This is a genomic window from Vagococcus allomyrinae, from assembly GCF_017829975.1.
GTDB classification, from domain to species: Bacteria; Bacillota; Bacilli; order Lactobacillales; family Vagococcaceae; genus Vagococcus_D; species Vagococcus_D allomyrinae.
The window spans coordinates 106307-125367 of sequence record NZ_JAEEGA010000008.1 but is presented as its reverse complement, the minus strand read 5'-3'; the positions used below and the strand labels follow the sequence as shown (position 1 = coordinate 125367).

The 19061-nt window shown below is 41.4% G+C and carries 13 protein-coding genes; 11 read left to right on the top strand and 2 right to left on the bottom strand.

What is annotated here, in order from left to right; genetic code table 11:
• Positions 1–104 precede the first annotated feature (104 nt).
• The 8 genes from xdh to nifJ all read left to right on the top strand — a co-directional run bounded on the left by xdh (position 105) and on the right by nifJ (position 11733).
• The gene (gene xdh / locus I6N95_RS13200) at positions 105–2681 is read left to right on the top strand and encodes a selenium-dependent xanthine dehydrogenase (RefSeq protein WP_209528711.1); all 2577 of its coding nucleotides are present in this window, start codon (positions 105–107) and stop codon (positions 2679–2681) included.
• Positions 2682–2698: 17 nt separating this feature from the next.
• Positions 2699–3259, top strand: a complete 561-nt coding sequence (locus I6N95_RS13195) for a nucleotidyltransferase family protein (protein ID WP_209528709.1) — start codon at positions 2699–2701, stop codon at positions 3257–3259.
• A gap of 65 nt (positions 3260–3324) precedes the next feature.
• A complete protein-coding gene (gene yqeC, locus I6N95_RS13190) occupies positions 3325–4056 on the top strand; it encodes a selenium cofactor biosynthesis protein YqeC (RefSeq protein WP_209528707.1) in 732 nt (243 codons plus the stop codon).
• Positions 4041–4862 carry a selenium-dependent molybdenum cofactor biosynthesis protein YqeB gene (yqeB, locus tag I6N95_RS13185; RefSeq protein ID WP_209528706.1) on the top strand — a complete coding sequence of 274 codons (822 nt, stop codon included), beginning with the start codon at positions 4041–4043 and terminating at the stop codon, positions 4860–4862. Before yqeC ends, yqeB begins: the two co-directional genes overlap by 16 nt.
• A 439-nt stretch (positions 4863–5301) precedes the next feature.
• A complete protein-coding gene (locus I6N95_RS13180) occupies positions 5302–5745 on the top strand; it encodes a flavodoxin (protein ID WP_209528704.1) in 444 nt (147 codons plus the stop codon).
• Between the two features lie 89 nt (positions 5746–5834).
• A complete protein-coding gene (locus I6N95_RS13175) occupies positions 5835–6680 on the top strand; it encodes a sulfide/dihydroorotate dehydrogenase-like FAD/NAD-binding protein (protein ID WP_209528702.1) in 846 nt (281 codons plus the stop codon).
• Positions 6664–8079 (top strand): NADPH-dependent glutamate synthase, encoded by a 1416-nt coding sequence (gene gltA / locus I6N95_RS13170; protein ID WP_209528701.1) that lies wholly within the window; start codon positions 6664–6666, stop codon positions 8077–8079. Before I6N95_RS13175 ends, gltA begins: the two co-directional genes overlap by 17 nt.
• A gap of 120 nt (positions 8080–8199) precedes the next feature.
• Positions 8200–11733: a pyruvate:ferredoxin (flavodoxin) oxidoreductase gene (nifJ, locus tag I6N95_RS13165; RefSeq protein WP_209528699.1), complete on the top strand. Its 3534-nt coding sequence runs from the start codon at positions 8200–8202 to the stop codon at positions 11731–11733.
• 38 nt (positions 11734–11771) lie between these two features.
• Here the strand turns inward: nifJ and I6N95_RS13160 are convergent, their stop codons facing one another.
• On the bottom strand, positions 11772–12584 hold the full coding sequence (locus I6N95_RS13160) for a helix-turn-helix transcriptional regulator (RefSeq protein WP_209528697.1): 813 nt from the start codon (positions 12582–12584) through the stop codon (positions 11772–11774).
• Between the two features lie 134 nt (positions 12585–12718).
• Between I6N95_RS13160 and I6N95_RS13155 the strand changes: the two genes are divergently transcribed.
• The 3 genes from I6N95_RS13155 to I6N95_RS13145 all read left to right on the top strand — a co-directional run bounded on the left by I6N95_RS13155 (position 12719) and on the right by I6N95_RS13145 (position 18494).
• Complete coding sequence (locus I6N95_RS13155; protein ID WP_209528695.1) at positions 12719–14725, top strand: beta-galactosidase; 2007 nt, start codon at positions 12719–12721, stop codon at positions 14723–14725.
• A 308-nt stretch (positions 14726–15033) separates the two neighbouring features.
• The gene (locus I6N95_RS13150) at positions 15034–15993 is read left to right on the top strand and encodes a hypothetical protein (protein WP_209528693.1); all 960 of its coding nucleotides are present in this window, start codon (positions 15034–15036) and stop codon (positions 15991–15993) included.
• A 131-nt stretch (positions 15994–16124) separates the two neighbouring features.
• A complete protein-coding gene (locus tag I6N95_RS13145; protein ID WP_209528692.1) occupies positions 16125–18494 on the top strand; it encodes a hypothetical protein in 2370 nt (789 codons plus the stop codon).
• A 21-nt stretch (positions 18495–18515) separates the two neighbouring features.
• Here I6N95_RS13145 and I6N95_RS13140 read toward each other — a convergent pair whose 3' ends face one another.
• Positions 18516–19061, bottom strand: a complete 546-nt coding sequence (locus I6N95_RS13140; RefSeq protein WP_209528690.1) for a GNAT family N-acetyltransferase — start codon at positions 19059–19061, stop codon at positions 18516–18518.

Below are 19061 nucleotides of genomic sequence, written 5' to 3'. Positions count from 1 at the left end.
CCTTAAAAATAATCATGATAACTAAAAAAAATTTTAAAGAATCAAGTATTTTGTGTTATAATGAAAGAAGTAAATATCGGTAAAAACAGATAGGAGCGTGTGAAATGTATTCAATTACCGTAAACGGAAAAGTAGAAACGTCGGAAGAAAATAAGTCATTGATGGATTTTTTACGAGAAGATTTAGGTTTGGTTGGCACAAAAGATGGTTGTGCTTCAGGTTCTTGTGGGGCGTGTTCAGTGCTTGTGAATGGAAGGGTTTCCAACGCCTGTATTTTTAATCTACAAAAAGTCGATGGCAAAGAGGTTTTAACGATTGAAGGTCTAAATCAGCGACAACAAGACGTCTATGCTTATGCTTTTGCAGAGACTGGTGCAGTTCAATGTGGCTTTTGTATTCCTGGGATGGTCCTAGCTGCTCAAGGGTTAATCAATAAAAAGCCTGATCCAAGTGATGCTGAGATTAGAAAAGCAATACGTGGCAATATTTGTCGCTGTACCGGTTATGTCAAGATAATTGACGCTATTAGGTTAGCAGCGCAGTTGTTTAGGGAAGAGGCAGTCATTCCTCAACAACTATCCTCAGCCAAATTAGGTGTGGATTTTCACCGTGTGGATGCTATTGAAAAAACATTGGGAACAGGTCTTTATGTTGACGATATTGTAGTGGAAGGAATGGTTCATGCTTCAGCTGTTCGTAGCCCATATCCACGAGCGAAACTGTTAGCGGTTGATAAAACAGCGGCCTTGGCACATGAAGATTGCTTAGCGGTCATCACTGCTGACCAGGTACCAGGCAATAATAAGATTGGTCACTTGGAATTTATTTCTGATTGGGATGTCTTGATTCATGTGAATGATATCACGCGTTATGTCGGTGATTCGGTCGCGTTGGTTGTTTCTAAGAATAAAGACTCCCTAACTGAAATTAAGGACTTAGTAAAAGTGAGCTATGAAGAGCTAGCAGCCATCACAACCATTGAAGCAGCTCTAGCTGACGATGCTCCTAAAATTCATGAAAAAGGTAACATCTTAGCCAGTGAGCATTTAGTTAGAGGCGAAGCTGATAAAATGTTAGCTGATTCGGCCTTTGTGGTAACAGAACATTATTCAGTACCGATCAATGAGCACGCGTTTATGGAACCGGAATGCGCCATTGCTATGCCTGAAGGTGAGGACGGTTTATTACTTTATACGGCTGGTCAAAGTATTTATGACGAACAACGGGAAGTCGCCCGGATGTTAGGGGTAGAAAAAGATCAGATTCATGTCCAAGGCAAATTAGTAGGTGGTGGGTTTGGCGGAAAAGAAGACATGAGTGTCCAACATCATGCGGCGTTAGCTGCTTGGATTGTTAAAGCCCCAGTCAAAGTCTTACTGAGCCGACAGGAAAGTTTAATGGTTCATCCTAAACGTCATGGAATGGAAATGGACTTTACTACGGGGTGTGACGCTGAAGGAAACTTAACGGCGATGAAGGCAGTTATTTATTCTGATACTGGTGCTTATGCGTCATTAGGAGGACCAGTGCTGCAGCGTGCCTGTACTCATGCAGCAGGAGCGTACAAATATCAAGATATAGACATTGCTGGATATGCAGTCCATACGAATAACCCGCCGGCAGGAGCATTCCGCGGTTTTGGCGTCTGTCAATCAGCCTTTGCGATTGAAAATAATTTGAATCTATTAGCGGAAAAAGTCGGGATCTCAGATTGGGAAATTCGTTATAAAAATGCGGTTGAACCTGGTGATGCTTTACCAAACGGGCAAATTGTCTCAAGTAATGCCGCCTTAAAAAAATGTTTAGAGGCAGTCAAGGAGTCCTATGATAGTGCTAAAATTGCTGGGATTTCTTGTTTCTTTAAAAATAGTGGGATTGGCGTCGGTTTACCTGATGTCGGCCGTTGTATTGTCTCAGTTGAGTCAGGAAAAGTCCATGTCAGAACAAGTGCTGCTTGTATTGGTCAAGGGATGGCGACAGTTACCACGCAAATCGCGTGTGAAACGTTAAATTTGCCACCAGAATTGATTATTGCGGAAGCGCCTGATACAAAGCGTACCCCAAATTCGGGCACGACAACAGCATCAAGGCAATCCTTATTTACCGGCGAAGCCACCCGCCGAGCTGCCATGCAATTGCGGTATGAGCTGGATATGGGTCGAACATTGGCAGCGATGGAAGGGGAAGAATTTTATGGTGAATATTCGGCTAAGACCGATCCAATGAACAGCAATAAAAAGAATCCAGTCAGCCATGCTGGATATGGATATGCGGCAGAGGTAGTTATTTTAGCTGATGACGGCAAAATTGAACGAATTGTTGCGGCTTATGATATGGGACAGGTCGTTAATCCTAAAGCCGCAGAAGGCCAAATTGAAGGTGGGATTGTCATGGGGATGGGCTACGCCTTAACCGAAAAGTTCGCCATGGAGGATGGGTATGTCAAAGCTAAATATGCTACTCTAGGTTTATTACGTGCAGTGGATGTTCCGCCGATTGAGATCGTTTTAGTCAAGGCAGATAACGTTCACGAAGGGTTAGCTTATGGCATTAAAGGCGTTGGTGAATTAGCGACGATTCCCACGGCCCCTGCCATATCCGGCGCCTATTATGCCTTGGATAAACAATTAAGATCGACTTTACCGATGGTAGACACCTTTTACCAGAAGAAAAAAAGATAAGAAAAGAGGGGTAAATCATGGCAGTTAGTCTGATTATCATGGCAGCTGGTCGTTCTCGCCGAATGAATCAAAATAAATTATTTTTAAACTACGATGGTCAGACTTTTATTGAGCGTGCTTTAAGTTTGGCCTTAAGTGTAACGGTGGAAGAACGGATTTTAGTCATAAATTCTGCTGATATTCAACGCCTGACGATACCTGATAACATGAAGATAGTCATCAACAATCAACCTGAAAAAGGTCAGAGTCACAGTGTTTCCTTAGGAACGAAAGCAGCAAAGGGAACCGGTTATCTTTTTTTGCCGATTGACCAACCATTGCTAACGGTGACAGTGTTGGAGACTATTATAGAAAAAGCCAGCTCGACAAATATTGTAATGCCAGAATACAAGGGAAGTGTAAGCAGTCCAGTTTATTTCGGTCAGCGGTATCGAAGAGAGCTTATAGGGGTTAAAGGTGAGACTGGCGGGCGTTCAGTGCGGGATGCTCACTCTGATCATTGGCTTAAAGTCGCTATTACAGAAGAGATACTTCAGGACATAGATACACAAGAAGATTATTTGCGCTTAATTCAATAAACAACTAAAGTTATTGCGCATCAAAAGCTTTTTGATGGGCAATAACTTTTTAAGGGAGTGTTAGGATGGAAACGTTGAGTACGTTACTGACAATCAACGAAAAAGAGTGTGTTTCAATCATCGGCAGCGGGGGGAAGAGTCGTTTATTGTGGTATTTAGCAGAAAATTTTCGGCACCAAAAAGTTCTAGTTGGGCCAACAACCAAGATTGGGTTACCCAATAATCATGCTTATGACCGTTTGTTTTTGGATGACTACCCATTAGATCAACAAGGAATGCCAGGGGTTAGTGTAATTGGTAATATGGGCACATTTGGTAAAATAGCCAGTGCTTCTTTAGACGTGTTAAGTTTGATGCTGCCGTTTTATGATAAAGCTTTTTTTGAATCTGATGGTTCTAAGCAACGACCATTAAAGGGGTGGGCTGATTTTGAGCCGGTGATTTTACCAGAAACCAGTTTGACGATAGGCATTATTCCGATTAAGGTAATTGGACAAGTTGTTTCAGCGGAGACCGTCCACCGCTTACCATTATTTACTGTTTTGACGGGATTAACCGAAGGAGATACGATTGATGAGGCAAGTTTAGCAAAGATCATTAGCCATCCTCAAGGTCTTTGGCACAAGGGAAAGGGGCGTCGTTGTTTGCTGATAAACCAAGTTGAAGATCCGAAAGAATTAGCGCAAGCCACGGCGGTCTTAAAGCAAGTGCCGGAGGAGATGAAAGCGACTTTGGAAACGGTGATTGCAGGAAGTGTGAAGGAACAGTTGGGAGTGCGCTTATGGCAAAAAAAATAAGTGAAACTCTGGTAATCGTCCGCAGTGGGGGGGATTTGGCCACGGGAGTTGTTCAAAAATTATGGCGAGTTGGTTTTAAGGTGTTAATTTTGGAAATAGCAAGACCTTTAACGATTCGACGAACAGTCGCACTTAGTGAGGCGGTTAGAAATGGAGAATGCCAGGTGGAGGATCTAACGGCAGTAAAAATCTCTACCACAGAGGAATGCGAGACAGTGTGGCAATCAGGGCGGATTCCGGTATTAGTTGATGGATCTGCGTTATCTATTGAAAGACTAAAGCCTGATGTGGTAGTTGATGCGATTATTGCCAAGCGCAATATTGGCACATTTAAGGAGATGGCACCAGTTGTCATTGCACTTGGACCAGGTTTTAAAGCGCCGGAGGATGTCGATGTTGTTATCGAAACGCTGCGTGGCCATTATCTAGGACAATTGATTCGAAATGGACGTCCTCAAGTTAATACAGGAATACCGGGTGTTTTAGGAGGGAAAAGTACTGAACGGGTTGTTCACGCTCCCTGCGATGGCATTGTTCAACATGTGGCAACTTTAGGTCAACAAGTCGAAAAAGGCCAATTGCTTTTTTATGTCGATGAAGTGCCTGTCTATTCTCCTTTAAAGGGAACTTTAAGAGGGCTGATTAGCCAAAATCAAATCATCAGAAAAGGCTTAAAATGTGCAGATGTCGATCCTCGTCCAGTTGATGAAGTCGATTGCCACACGATTTCTGATAAGGCTAGAGCGCTTGGAGGAGCCGTTCTTGAAGCGGTGTTATTAGTCGGGAAAGAAAAAGAGGTGTTTTAAGTTCCCAATAAATCGGCGAAAAAATTGCATAAACGGGAAAAAGCGCTTGATTTGTATGCTATCATAAGGGTAAAATGATACCTAACTATGGTATTAGTTGAGAGATGTTGCTGATCGACTGAAATGCCGTGTGGGAATTGTTTCTTTTATTGCTCCTTTTTATCATGTGCGTGACATCACATGATAAAGATAATTTTTACCTAAAAAAAATTATTTACACCTAAAAAATATTGTGTTTTCTTCAGGTTATGTTATAGTATAGAGGGAGTGTTGAAACGGTTTTCAACTTGATTGGGGATGTGTTCATCGCCGATAATGAGTGGGGTTATTTGATCGTTTTTAGGCAATCAACTAATTCGATAAAGATGAGTGTGTAATTCCTATTTCTGAATAAGAAATAGGTGAAAAAATTATAAAGTGATGGAAGGATGGAAGACAAATGGCATTAGCAAAGATTGTATATGCAAGTATGACAGGTAATACAGAGGAGATTTCAGAGATTATTGAAGACGCCTTGACAGAAGCTGGGGCGACTGTTGAAAGAGAAGAAGTATCTGATACAGATGTTGATTTTTTCGATGATGCAGACCTTTGTATTATTGCAACGTATACATATGGAGAAGGAGATTTACCTTTTGAATTTGAGGATTTTTTCGATGAGTTACCCGATCAGGATTTAGCTGGAAAAATATATGGCGTTGTTGGTTCTGGTGATCTGGAATATGGTGAATTCTATTGTAAATCGGCTGATGATTTTGTCGAGCAATTTGAAAAGACAGGTGCCGCTAAGGGGGCAGAGACGGTTCGTATCGAAAATAATGCAGAAGATGATGATGTGGCTGCATTGAAAAAATTTGTTAGTGAATTAATGAATAAAATATAATCCAGCTGCAAGTAAAACAACCAAACGGTAAAAAAATGTGAGGGCTATCTGTTTAGAAGAAAGCAGTTAGGAAAGTAGGAGAGAATATTGTGAATAAAATAACTAAATGTCAACAGTTATCTGAAAATGAATTTGATATTTGGGTTGAAGCTCCGCGAATCGCGAATAAAGGCTTACCAGGGCAGTTTTTAATTGTTCGAGCCGATGAATTTAGTGAACGCATTCCTTTAACTATTGTAGATACAAATAAAAAAGAGGGCACGATTCAATTAATTTTTCAAGTAATTGGAAAATCAACGGCCAAACTGGCCACGCTTCAAGCGGGTGATACGATTGCAGATGTGTCAGGACCTTTAGGTGTGGCAGCTGATATAAAACAGTACGGGACTGTTTTATTAGTTGGTGGTGGTGTTGGCATAGCAGCGCTGTACCCAATTGTTAAAGGGCTCAAAGAAGCAGGGAATCGAGTCATAACAATTTTAGGGGCGAAAACAGCTGAGTTGGTTATTTTGCAAGATGAGTGTCGAGCAGTTTCAGATGAATTGATTATCATGACAGACGATGGTACGTTGGGAAGAAAAGGTTTGGTTACGAATGCCATGGAAGAGGTATACACTCGTGAAACGATTGATCAAACCTGGGCAATCGGACCGAGCATGATGATGAAGTTCTGTACAGCAGTGGCCAGTGATCACGACGTTCCAGTGTTTGTGTCGTTAAATCCGATCATGATTGATGGGACTGGTATGTGTGGTGGCTGTCGCGTAACAGTGGCTGATTCAATTAAATTTGCTTGTGTCGATGGACCTGAGTTTTTGGGCACTGAAGTAAATTGGGACGAATTTATTCAGCGAATGAAGCAATACCAGACAGAAGAGACCGACTCTTTAACAATGTATCAAAAGGAGCAGATGGCCCATGGCGAGACGAAGTAGAGAACAAACCGCAATCAGAGAGCAAGAGCCGAGCATTCGCAAGACAAATTTTGAAGAAGTTTGTCTAGGCTATAACTTGGAAGAAGGGCAATTGGAAGCAGCTCGTTGTTTACAGTGTAAAAATGCTCCTTGTATCGAAAAGTGTCCAGTCATGATCGATATTCCAGGATTTATTTTGGCCATTCGCGATGGTGATATGGCGGAAGCTTCTGAAGTGTTGAGTAAGTATACCAATTTGCCGGCTATCTGCGGACGAGTCTGTCCACAGGAAAAGCAATGTGAATCTGTATGTAAATTGGGATTGGCTAAAAACTTTGAACCAGTAGCTATTGGAAAATTGGAACGTTTAGTTGCCGATTGGGCCTTGGAAAATGAACAGGCCGTGGCCAAGCGAACTGAACCTGTAATCGGAAAAGTAGCGGTTATTGGATCAGGACCGTCTGGTTTAACCGTAGCCGGTGATTTAGCAAAAGAAGGATTTGATGTCACTGTCTATGAAGCGTTGCATGCGCCAGGCGGTGTCTTAACTTATGGCATCCCAGAATTTCGTTTACCAAAACGAATTGTTCAAAAGGAAATAGCGTCTATTGAAAAATTAGGTGTCACAATTGAAACTAATGCAGTTATTGGCAAAACAATTACCATGGATGAAATTATGGCGGAATTTGATGCTTGCTATTTATCGGTAGGGGCAGGCGCTCCTAATTTTATGGGGATTCCAGGCACCTCGCTGAATGGCGTTTACTCGTCTAGTGAATATTTGACCCGGATAAATTTAATGCATGGCTATCAATTTCCTCGTTATGATACACCGACTAAGCACTCTAAAAAGGTGGTGGTTATTGGTGGTGGAAATGTCGCCATGGATGCAGCCCGCTCTGCTAAGCGACTAGGAGCAGATGAAGTGTCCGTCGTTTATCGCCGCTCATTAGAAGAGTTACCGGCTCGAATCGAAGAGTACCACCATTCAGTAGAAGAAGATATTCAATATAATTGGCTAACCAATCCAGTTGAATATCTCAGCAATGGTAAGGGAGAGCTTTCTGGGGTTAAATGTGTCAAAATGGCCCTTGGTGAACCTGATGAATCTGGTCGTCGCCGACCGGTGGTGATTCCAGGTAGTGAGTTTACAATTGAGGCTGACACGGTAATTGAAGCGATTGGTCAGGGGTCTAATCAAGTGTTGTTGTCAACTTTTCCTGAACTGACTTTAAATAAGTGGGGCTATGTGGAAGCGGACTCCGCAACCGGTGCAACTAGTGTGCCAGGTGTCTTCGCTGGTGGAGATATCGTCACAGGGGCTGCGACAGTTATTTTAGCAATGGGAGCAGGCAAAGTTGCTGCTAAATCCATGGCTGAGTATGTTAAAGAAAAGAAGCAGTTTTCGCCAGTATCTTAACTTAATCAAAGTAAAGGATGTGAAAATAAGGGGATTGAGTTGTGTTAGTTTTATCGCATTAGGTTGTTGATCGCTAATACCATTCCTGGCTACTTTTGGTCACAGATCTCCTTAATAATTATGAAGAAAACAACGAAAACAATGGACGGAAACACAGCAGCTGCTTACATATCTTACGCTTTTACAGAAGTGGCTGCCATTTATCCGATTACACCCAGTTCAACGATGGCAGAAGTAGTTGACGAGTGGGCGGTTGGTGGTAAAAAAAATTTATTTGGTGAAAAACTAGAAGTGATTGAAATGCAATCAGAGGCTGGTGCTGCCGGTGCGGTTCATGGTTCCTTAAAGACAGGGGCTCTAACCTCAACGTATACAGCGTCGCAAGGCTTATTACTGATGATTCCCAACATGTACAAGATAGCTGGTGAACTGTTGCCAACGGTTTTCCATGTGGCAAGCCGTGCTGTGACCACAAATGCCTTAAATATTTTTGGCGACCACGGTGATGTGATGGCGACTCGTCAAACTGGTTTCTGTATGCTGGCTGAAAGTAGCGTTCAAGAAGTGATGGACTTATCTGCAGTAGCCCATCTAGCAACATTGGAAGGTAGTTTACCATTCATCAGTTTTTTTGATGGTTTTAGAACCAGTCATGAACTGCAAAAGATTGAAGTATTGGATTATGATGATTTGCGAGATATGTTAAATGAAAAAGCCGTAGAGAATTTTCGCAAGCGGGGAATGAACCCTAATCGTCCAACCGTGTCAGGGACAGCTCAAAATCCCGATATTCATTTCCAACAACGAGAAACGGTCAACTCACATTACGAAAAGGTACCTGGAATCGTTAAGCGTTACATGGATAAAGTAAATGCCGTCCGTGGCACAAACTATGATTTGACCAACTATTACGGTGATCCAGAAGCCACGGAAGTCATTATTTCCATGGGATCAGTATCACCAGTAATCCAACAAACAGTTGCCTATTTAAATGACCAAGGTCGTAAAGTGGGACATTTAAATATTCATTTATATCGGCCCTTCCCAACGGAAAATATCTTGGCTAATTTGCCGAAATCCGTTGAAAAAATAGCTGTTTTGGATCGGACGAAGGAACCAGGTGCAGATGGTGAGCCGTTATTATTGGAAATTCAAAGTGTGCTTTACGCTCATGAAAATCGTCCTATCGTGATTGGTGGTCGCTATGGACTTGGCTCAAAAGATGTGACACCTAATCAAATTAAAGCGGTATATGATCACTTATTATTGCCAGTCAGTGAGATGAAACAGCGCTTTACAATTGGCATTACGGATGACATGACTTACTTGTCCTTGCCGGCTGGAGCAGCCTTAGACTTAACACCTGCTAAGACTTATCAGGCGAAGTTTTGGGGCTTTGGCTCCGACGGGACAGTCGGTGCCAACAAACAAGCCATCAAGATTATTGGCGACAATACAGATCTTTATGCTCAGGCTTACTTTAGCTATGATTCCAAAAAGTCCGGTGGCTTAACAGTTTCTCATTTACGTTTTGGTGAGGAGCCGGTGACTTCAACTTATTTAATTGAGCAAGCTGATTTTATTGGTTGTCACAATGCTTCGTATATTCACAAATACGATTTGCTAAATGGCTTAAAAGACGGGGGAACCTTCTTATTAAATACGATTTGGGATGAACAGAAGGTTCAGCAATTGCTTCCTACTCGTTTGAAAAAATACATCGCAGCGCATAACATCAATTTTTATGTGGTAAACGGTGGTGAGATTGCGCGAAAAGTCGGACTAGGACGTCGAATCAACATGGTGATGTCCACCGCTTTCTTCGAATTGACAGGCATTATGAGTCGTGAGGCTTACCTGCCTCTCCTGAAAGCAGAAGTTAACAGTGCCTATGGGAAAAAATCAGCCGAGATTGTGGAACGCAACTATCAGGCGATTGATGAAACCTTTGGCGCTTTGAAAAAGATTCAAGTATTACCAGAGTGGGCTGATTTAGAAGTTGTCGATGAACCAGTTGATATGACGAAACCAAGTTATATTCGCAATATTTTAGAACCGATCAATCGACAAGAAGGCAATTCTTTATCAGTTAAAGATTTGGTTGATAATGGCATGACTGACGGCACAATGCCAATGGGATCTGCAGCCTATGAAAAACGTGGCATTGCCTTGGAAGTACCTGAATGGCAGATGGATGCATGTACAATGTGTAACGAGTGTGCCTTTGTCTGCCCTCATGCCGCGATTCGACCATTTTTAGCAGATAGTGAAGAGATGGCTGAAGCGCCAGCTGGTTTTACCAGCCGAGAAATGCGTGGTGCAGACGGCTTACTGTATCGGATTCAAGTGTCTCTTGAAGACTGTACTGGTTGCGGTCTTTGTGTAGAAGCTTGTCCTGCTCGTGAAAAAGCGTTAATCATGAAGCCATATGAAGAGCAAAAAGAACAAGCGATGAATTGGGCTTTCGCCATGACATTAAAACAAAAAGCTAATCCAGTTAAAAAATTATCGGTCAAAGGCTCACAGTTTGAGCAACCGTTAATGGAATTTTCAGGCGCTTGTGAAGGGTGTGGCGAAACGCCGTATATCAAGTTACTAACTCAATTATATGGCGATCGAATGATGATTGCGAATGCCACTGGTTGTTCTTCAATTTGGGGAGCTTCCTCGCCAGCCACACCTTATACGACAAACAGTTGTGGACAAGGGCCTGCTTGGAGTAATTCACTTTTTGAAGACAATGCAGAATACGGCTTTGGAATGCACTTGGCTAATAAGACTAAACGGCAGCACTTAGCCAATCAAGTTGATCGGGCTATAGTAGCTGGTGAAGGATCAGAGGAGCTACAACAATTAATGGCAGATTGGTTGGCTCATATGGATCAAGGTGAAGGGTCACAACAGCGGGCCATGAAACTAACAGCGGCTTTAGCAGCTGAAATGTCAGATAGTGATGCGTTAGCTGAGTTGTATCAACAGCATGAGTTACTGGTGAAACCAAGCCAATGGATTTTTGGTGGTGATGGTTGGGCCTATGACATTGGTTTCGGTGGAATCGACCACGTCTTGGCCAGTGGCGAAGATGTTAATATCTTTGTGATGGATAACGAGGTCTATTCTAACACTGGAGGACAAACGTCTAAAGCAACTCCAGCTGCTGCGATTGCTAAGTTTTCAGCAGGTGGTAAGCGAACGTCGAAGAAAGATCTCGGCTTGATTGCAATGACGTACGGTAATGTCTATGTTGCTCAGATTGCTTTAGGGGCCAATTCGATGCAGACATTAAAAGCCATTGACGAAGCAGAGAAATACCCTGGCCCATCATTGATTATTGGCTATACACCTTGTATTAATCACGGCTTGAAGGGTGGTATGAGTCAGTCACTTAATGAAGCAAAAGAAGCAGTTGAGTCAGGATATTGGGCTCTCTATCGGTATAACCCTCTATTGGAAGAAAAAGGAAAAGAACCAATGGTCATTGACTATCGTAAGACAGACTTTGAAAAATTACCAGCTTTCTTAGCGAAGCAAGCGCGCTTTTCAGCATTGCACAACCTGCATAAAGAGTCGGATTTGGCAGAAGAATTACTAGCTAAAACCGTAATTGATGCGAAATTGAGAGCGGCTGAGTACAAAACTTTATCTGGAAAATAACCAAATAGCTGGAGAACTTAAATAGTTCTCCAGCTATTTTAATAGAGTTTACGAAAGGCCACAGGCGTATAATGTGTGGCCTTTTTAAAGGTGGCAATAAAATGGCTGGCATCATTAAATCCAACATGGCTGGCTACGTCCTTAATTTTTTCATTAGGCAAAGTTAATAGGCGTTCTTTTGCTTTTTGTATACGGACTGCAGTCAAATAGTCATAGGGAGACAATTTCATAAAGCGCTGAAATAGGCGAGATAAATATTGGGGACTGATATAGACCAATTGAGCCATCTCTTGAGTGGAGCAATCCAACATAAAATGTTTGTCAATCCATTGCAGAACAGGTTGAATGTATTTTAAGTAACGTTCATCAGTGACAACCTGCTCTTGATAGTGATGCTCTTTAATTTTTGCCAAAAATCGATAAGCTTCAATCGAGTAGTCCAAAGGTGATAGGGGTTGAGATTTGGTTAACTGTTCATAAAGTTGTGCGGTCCACTGGGCAAAAGAAAACTGGGGATTATTGCTAGCCAAACAAAAATGATCAACGTTTAGGATTGTTGGAATCGTTGAGGCGATCGTACCGCCTAAGGTGATAAAATTGGTTCGCCAAGTTTCAGTTGACACTTGATAATAATGGTGTTCGACAAAAGGGAAAATCAGTATTCCCATGCCGGGCTCAAGTATAAATTCTTGCTTTTGAATGACGACTTTGCCGCTGCCTTGACTGGTTTGTAGCCAGTGATAATAATGATAGCCAGCTGATCGTTCAACGGGTTCTTGTTCCCAATCGTGGCCAATGGTTTCAATAGCTAACGGGAGTGAGGTATCCATAATATTAAAAAGTATTGCCATCTAAAGTCTCCTTTTAAATTAGTGTAAGCCTTTTATTAGTTTCGGATTCTTGCATAAAGTGTAGTGGCTATTTATACAAAAGTATTCAAAAGCTTATATAATAAGAGTATAACAAATTTATGGAGGTAAAATCTATGACACAGAAAAAGTTTCAAAGAATGCTATATGGCGGCGATTATAATCCTAATCAATGGCCGGAGGAAACCTGGTCGGAGGATCTACGAATTTTTAAAAAGGCGGCGATAAATTCAGCCAGTGTCAATATTTTTTCATGGGCCAAAATTCAGCCTTCAGAGGAAGTGTATGATTTTAGTGAATTAGATAAAATTATAGCGATGTTGACTGCTGATAACTATGACATTGTTTTGGCAACTGCTACGGCAGCATTACCAGCATGGATGTTTAAAAAATATCCTGAAGTAGGCCGAACGGATTATGAAGGTCGCCAACATAAATTTGGCCAACGACATAATGCTTGCCCTAATAGTTTGGTTTATCAAAAATTTGCCCGAAGAATAGCCAGTAAATTGGCCGAACGTTATGGTGATAATGGCAATGTTACGTGTTGGCATGTCAATAATGAGTACGGTGGTGAGTGTTTTTGTGAGAACTGCGAGAAGGCTTTTCGAGTTTGGCTACAGTCGCGATATGGAACGATTGAAGCGTTAAATGAGGCGTGGAATATGGACTTTTGGGGACATCGGGTTTACGAATGGGACGAGATTGTGTTACCCAATGCTTTAAGTGAGGGGATCGGCTACGATGATACAGCTTTTGCTGGTATTTCTTTGGACTATCGTCGTTTTAATTCTGACAGTATGTTGGAAAACTACAAGATGGAAAGAGATGCGATTCGCGCGTTTGATCAAGAGACGCTGATCACTACTAATTTAATGGGTACCTATAAGAACTTGGATTATTTCAAATGGGCTAAGGAGATGGACATCGTGTCTTGGGACAACTACCCAAGCTATGATACACCCCCAAGTTATTCGGCTATGTGTCATGATTTGATGCGAGGCTTAAAAGAGGGACAACCTTTTATGTTGATGGAGCAAACACCAAGTCAACAAAACTGGCAGCCGTATAATTCGTTAAAACGTCCTGGGAAAATGCGGGCTCAGAGTTATCAAGCAGTGGCTCATGGCTCGGATACGGTCCAATTTTTTCAATTAAAACGCTCTGTTGGAGCCTGTGAAAAATTTCATGGTGCTGTAATCGCCCATGCTGGTCATGAAAATACTCGCGTGTTTAAGGAAGTGGCTGATCTCGGCCATGAATTGGCAAATCTTGGCGATCAACTATTAGACTCACGAACTAAGAGCCGGGTAGGGATTATTTTTGATTGGGATAACTATTGGGCGTTGGAATACACCAGCGGACCAAATAAAGATTTGACTTATGTGGATCAGATTCATCAGTACTATCAAGCTTTTTATGATAAGCAGATTGCGGTAGACATGATTTCTGTGGACAGTGATTTTAGCCAGTATGATGTCGTTGTAGCCCCTGTCCTCTATCTGGTGAAAGCTGGGCTTGCTGAGCGATTGGAAGCCTTCGTTCAACAGGGAGGACAATTCTTAACAACATTCATGAGTGGTATTGTCAATGAATCAGATAATGTTTATCTTGGAGGCTACCCTGGTCCGCTACGTAACATGTTGGGCATTTGGGTGGAAGAAATTGACGCACTAGCACCTGAACAGTTTAACCACAGTGTTTTTGCTGACGGGTCAGTCTTTAAAAACAATTTACTTTGCGATATTCTTCATTTAGAAGGCGCCCACTCATTGGCAAGTTACCAATCAGATTTTTACGCTGGCACCTCTGTTGTCACAAACAATCAGTTTGGCCAAGGTCAAGCCTGGTATGTCGGAAGTCAATTAGAGCCGGCGGGGATTGCTCATATAGTGGAACAACTCGCCGAGGCCGCTCACATTAAATCGTTGACTAAGGAGGACAGTGGGCTAGAAATAACTACTCGCGAAAAGGCAGGGGAAACTTTCACTTTTATCTTAAATTTCCAAGAAAAAGCACAAGATTTGCCAGTTGAATTTATCGGGAAAACAGACCTGTTATCAGGTGAAATGCTGACAAAGGAAACGAGTTTAGCTAGTTTTGACGTTGTTATCTTGAAATAGAAAGATTCCTCTTGAATCACTGAGAAAAAGATTAGATCTAAGGGGCGGAAGTAGTTGCGATGAAAATCGTAACTACTTTTTGACGTTAATCGACTTTGATAAGCGAAAGAAATAAGTTTATGAGGATAGTTTTATTAAAAAAACGTTCCTTATTAGATGGTAAAACGGTATAATAATGAGTAACATCGTCTGATTGAACGATTGGATTCATTCAGCTGGTGGCTTGAAGCGACATGAGAGCTTGCAAAGATACCACAATTTGAGTGAAAAGTAGTGATTAACAACTTGCCTAGACTGGTTCTAAGGCAATGAAAGGACAAGCCATCGAAACTAAACATAAAAATGACGTCAATCTTCCAAAAAAAGCGAGCAATAAGATAAACTGGGGAAAGGTGATACTAGCTGGTACAATTGGAATATTCAGTCTCTCTAGTCTGATTTATTCAATTTTTGGGGAGCCGGAACCAGAAGTAGAATCAGTTGTCGTAACGGAGAGGACTGATTCATCGACTGAGGAACCTGAAGGTCATTTGCTACGAGAATCAACCAATACTTTTTTGGCTTTCCAACGCCTTTTTTTACCAAATTCAAAAGCTAACTCTGTTACATTTTCTCAAAGAAAAAAATTTATTGATGAGCGTGTTAACTCAAATTTAGTGGAGTTATTTAGAACGCATGCTAAAAATGAGAACCTAGCCGAGCCTGAACGTCATGAGTATGATAGCTTGTTGACGATTTTTAACAATTCCAGCGTCAGTTATTTTATTTTACGTGATGGGACGCCCTATTTACAGTTAGGTATTGATGAGTATAGCATGGTTAGCAGTGTTATGGGAGCTGGCTGGCAGGAGGCAAATCAGGAAGCTATTGATGGTCTAGCAAGCCTCTATACCATACCGAGAGAGCGACTGATAAAGAAGATAATCAATGATTTTTTGTTGCCAAAGACTAACAATTGGTCAGTAGATTTGGATGCTAATAAAGACGTTTTATGGACTAAGGCAGAGGCACGTTTTGGGATAGAAAGGGATGCAATCGCGTCTTATGAGTTTGAATCTGGCTTTTATCAATTTAGCCAAACGATCGAAAAGCGACAAGTAATCCTTTTTAGTGACAAACAAATGGAGTTAAAATTATTGTTAATACTAGATGATTTAGGACGGGTTATGACTGTCGTGATCTTAGAGCATGATGAATACCCTGAAGAAGCATTAGCCTATCTAAAGGAACACGCCGAACCGAGGCAGTTAATACTAAGCGCTTCTTAGATTGAGATGCAGATATTTATGCGTGTCAAAGATCCTCTGACTATTGAAGGTTTTTTATTTATAGGAAGTATTTCTAAAGGAAACACGGTATAATGAGCATACGAGTTAAGTTAAAAAATGAGGTGAGGACGATGGAATGGTTTTGGGAAGTACTTGGTATCGAAGCAACAAAAGATATAGGAAAAATTAAGAAAGCCTATGTCAGTGAAGTACGTCGCTTTAAAAATAAGGAAACCAAAGAAGAAGTATCACAAGCTGTTTATGATCAATTGGCTTTAGCTGAAAAGCAAGCTATTGCATTTATAGAAGAACAAGGGCCTCAACAGATCTTTGAACATCGAACAAGAGATGTCGACGAGCAAATCGAAACAACTGTTGAGAGTGTGCAACGTGTTGTGAAGCCTGCTAAGCAAAGTGAACCACTAATTGAAAAAGAATCATCGGTTGAATTAAAAAAAGAGGTTCCAGTTCATGTTGAGAAACCAGTTGAAGAAGCTGCTTTAGCGAAGAAAAGCGAGCCAAAAGATACGGCGACTGATGTTCAGCAACGTTGGGTAAAGGCTAAAGAAGCAGCCAAACAGCGAAATCAGGGACGTCAACAAAGACATGAAAAGCAAGAAACAACAAAGCTGACGAGTAAAAAGGAGGCCGTTATCAAGGGGGAAAAACCTCAAGCAAAAGAGAAAAGTAATGCCCCTTCAGTTAATCAACTGACGGCAAAAGCAGCCGTACCGAGCCGTGTATTAGCTGACCTTCATAAACTACTTGCTGAGTGGCCACGAAAGATAATCATGAAAGAGTGGGAAAGTTGTTTCCGCTATCGTCGTCAATGGTCAAACGATGAGTTTGTTGAGATAAGAGAAAACTTTTTACCTGTATTAAAGGGTCAGTTGGTTTATTTACCTAAAAAAGTGTTGTGGTATCTTTACGATGAGTTAGATCTAGCGACTTATGAACTGACCAGTGAATTTAATTGGTTTATGGCAATAGATGTTTTACCCGATTTTTCTTTTGATCAGGCCCTTTATTTACCAGAGGAAGAAGCGGCTGATTACTTTGACCGCCGTTTACAACTATATCAGGTAATTGGGCAAGCCGATTGGCATAGCCGAACGTTTGAGATAGATGGGTTGCTTGCTTATTTTTATGCGACTGATGGATGGCAGGCGGACCACCAAATTGCGGATCAAGATGTGGAAAATTTAGCAGCAATTTATCAAATTAAGCGTGGTCTTGAAAAGTTAGTTCAGAACAATGAACCGAATCGTGCCATTGCGGATCATTTATTACCACCTAATACACCATTAAACCAAGTGGAGAACCAAACAGCTAAGTTTTTGCGAATCATTTTTACTAGTTTGAAAGAGAAAAAAATCTCTTTGGAAGATGGCCTCTTTATTGAAAACCCCCAAACCAATTATTTAGAAGATAACTTGCGGGAACTATTAGTCGGATTGGTGTTTTATCGAGCCAAGGATCAGGTCAAGGCCACGAAACATTTTAGTAATTTGACCAATGACTATCAAGGCTTAGTTAAAGGGTTACAGAATTCGGCTGGTTTTAAAGGTGCAACGGTTAAACCTGTCTACGCTGGAACGACTACCTATCCTAAACCTGTTGATTGGCGAACCATTTTACGAATTGTCGTTATTGGGGTCATCGGATTGTCGATCTTAGGCAGTTTTTTTTCCAATGATGATGATCGTGATTACGCTGATGACTCTGAGTATTATGATGATGAATCAGATTATGAGGATGATTGGCTGGATACTGAAGATCCAGGTTATGCCTTTTTAGCTTATTTTATTGAAGAGACGGATTACGAAGATGATATTGAATCTCAAAGAGAGATGTATGTTGAAACATGGGTTAGCCCAGAGGCAACAGATGTTTTTAATGAGCATATATACGATGTTGATCCTGATGAAACTTATGAGTATGATATTATCTACAAACAAATTGATGATAACATTGCCTATTATCTAATCACACGTGATGAAGAACCGTACTTGCTCGTCGAATTGACAGATTGGGAATGGGTAACAGCTGTTGTAGGTGAGGGATGGCAAGAGACGGATGTTAAAACGTTTGAAGAACTTACCAATAAAATGAAGTTTACTGTAGAGGAGATAGTGGAGAATGTAATCGTCGGCTATTTTCTGTTACCAGTAGATGAACGTGAAGATGAATTTTATTATGTTATGGATTATCTTACTGATCAGGCCTATAATCGCCTTGAATGGGATTTGAGCATTGTGGAAGAGTTGGACTTTGAAAAAGGCACTTATCAGACGAGCCAAACACTTGAGGGGCAAGCTGCCATATTGGTGAACGACAGTGAAGATGAGCTGTGTCTGGTGTTACTACTAGACAGTTATGGTCGCGTAGACGAGGTAGTAGAACTTTTTTATGATGACTATGCCGCTAAAGAACTAACAGCCTTAAAGGAGCAGGCAGACGAAAAAAAATCACTTCCTAAACTAGACGCTGTATCGCTATAAGATAAAAGAGCCAGAAAACGCTTATTGACTTGCGTTTTCTGGCTCTTTTATTTTGGAATACATGAAGACGTCGTAATAATGTAGACCAATTTTCTCATAATCTCGTAACAAGCCTTCTTTTTTAAACCCAAGTTTTTCAATAAGTTTGATTGAAGGGAGGTTATCTGGATCGATTTTTGCCTCAAGTCGATGGAACTTTTGTTCTTGTAAAACCCACTCAACAAAACCGCTGAGAGCCTCAAAAGCGTAACCTTTCCCCCAATAGGCGGAGCCTAAGTCATAAGCGACTTCTGTGCGGTTATTTTGATAATCCAAATAGTTTAGCCCGCAAGTTCCAATTATCTCTTCAGTATTTTTTAATTGAATGGTGTAGCGTGAGGCCTCGCCTTCGGTCATTTTCTTTACAAGGAAGGCGATCATTTCAGTGGTTTGTTCAATAGTTTCGAAGGGGTCAATCGTCATAAATTGAGTCACTGCTGGGTCAGACCAAAAATGGTGCAAAGCTGAACTGTGGCTTTCGTTTATTGGCATTAGTTTCAAGCGTTTTGTTTCGATTGATAACGACAC

Bases quoted from the DNA above. Each gene is read 5' to 3' on its own strand.
- xdh (WP_209528711.1), top strand. From the start codon at position 105: ATGTATTCAATTACCGTAAACGGAAAAGTAGAAACGTCGGAAGAAAAT.
- I6N95_RS13195 (WP_209528709.1), top strand. From the start codon at position 2,699: ATGGCAGTTAGTCTGATTATCATGGCAGCTGGTCGTTCTCGCCGAATG.
- yqeC (WP_209528707.1), top strand. From the start codon at position 3,325: ATGGAAACGTTGAGTACGTTACTGACAATCAACGAAAAAGAGTGTGTT.
- yqeB (WP_209528706.1), top strand. From the start codon at position 4,041: ATGGCAAAAAAAATAAGTGAAACTCTGGTAATCGTCCGCAGTGGGGGG.
- I6N95_RS13180 (WP_209528704.1), top strand. From the start codon at position 5,302: ATGGCATTAGCAAAGATTGTATATGCAAGTATGACAGGTAATACAGAG.
- gltA (WP_209528701.1), top strand. From the start codon at position 6,664: ATGGCGAGACGAAGTAGAGAACAAACCGCAATCAGAGAGCAAGAGCCG.
- nifJ (WP_209528699.1), top strand. From the start codon at position 8,200: ATGAAGAAAACAACGAAAACAATGGACGGAAACACAGCAGCTGCTTAC.
- I6N95_RS13160 (WP_209528697.1), bottom strand. From the start codon at position 12,584: ATGGCAATACTTTTTAATATTATGGATACCTCACTCCCGTTAGCTATT.
- I6N95_RS13155 (WP_209528695.1), top strand. From the start codon at position 12,719: ATGACACAGAAAAAGTTTCAAAGAATGCTATATGGCGGCGATTATAAT.
- I6N95_RS13150 (WP_209528693.1), top strand. From the start codon at position 15,034: ATGAAAGGACAAGCCATCGAAACTAAACATAAAAATGACGTCAATCTT.
- I6N95_RS13145 (WP_209528692.1), top strand. From the start codon at position 16,125: ATGGAATGGTTTTGGGAAGTACTTGGTATCGAAGCAACAAAAGATATA.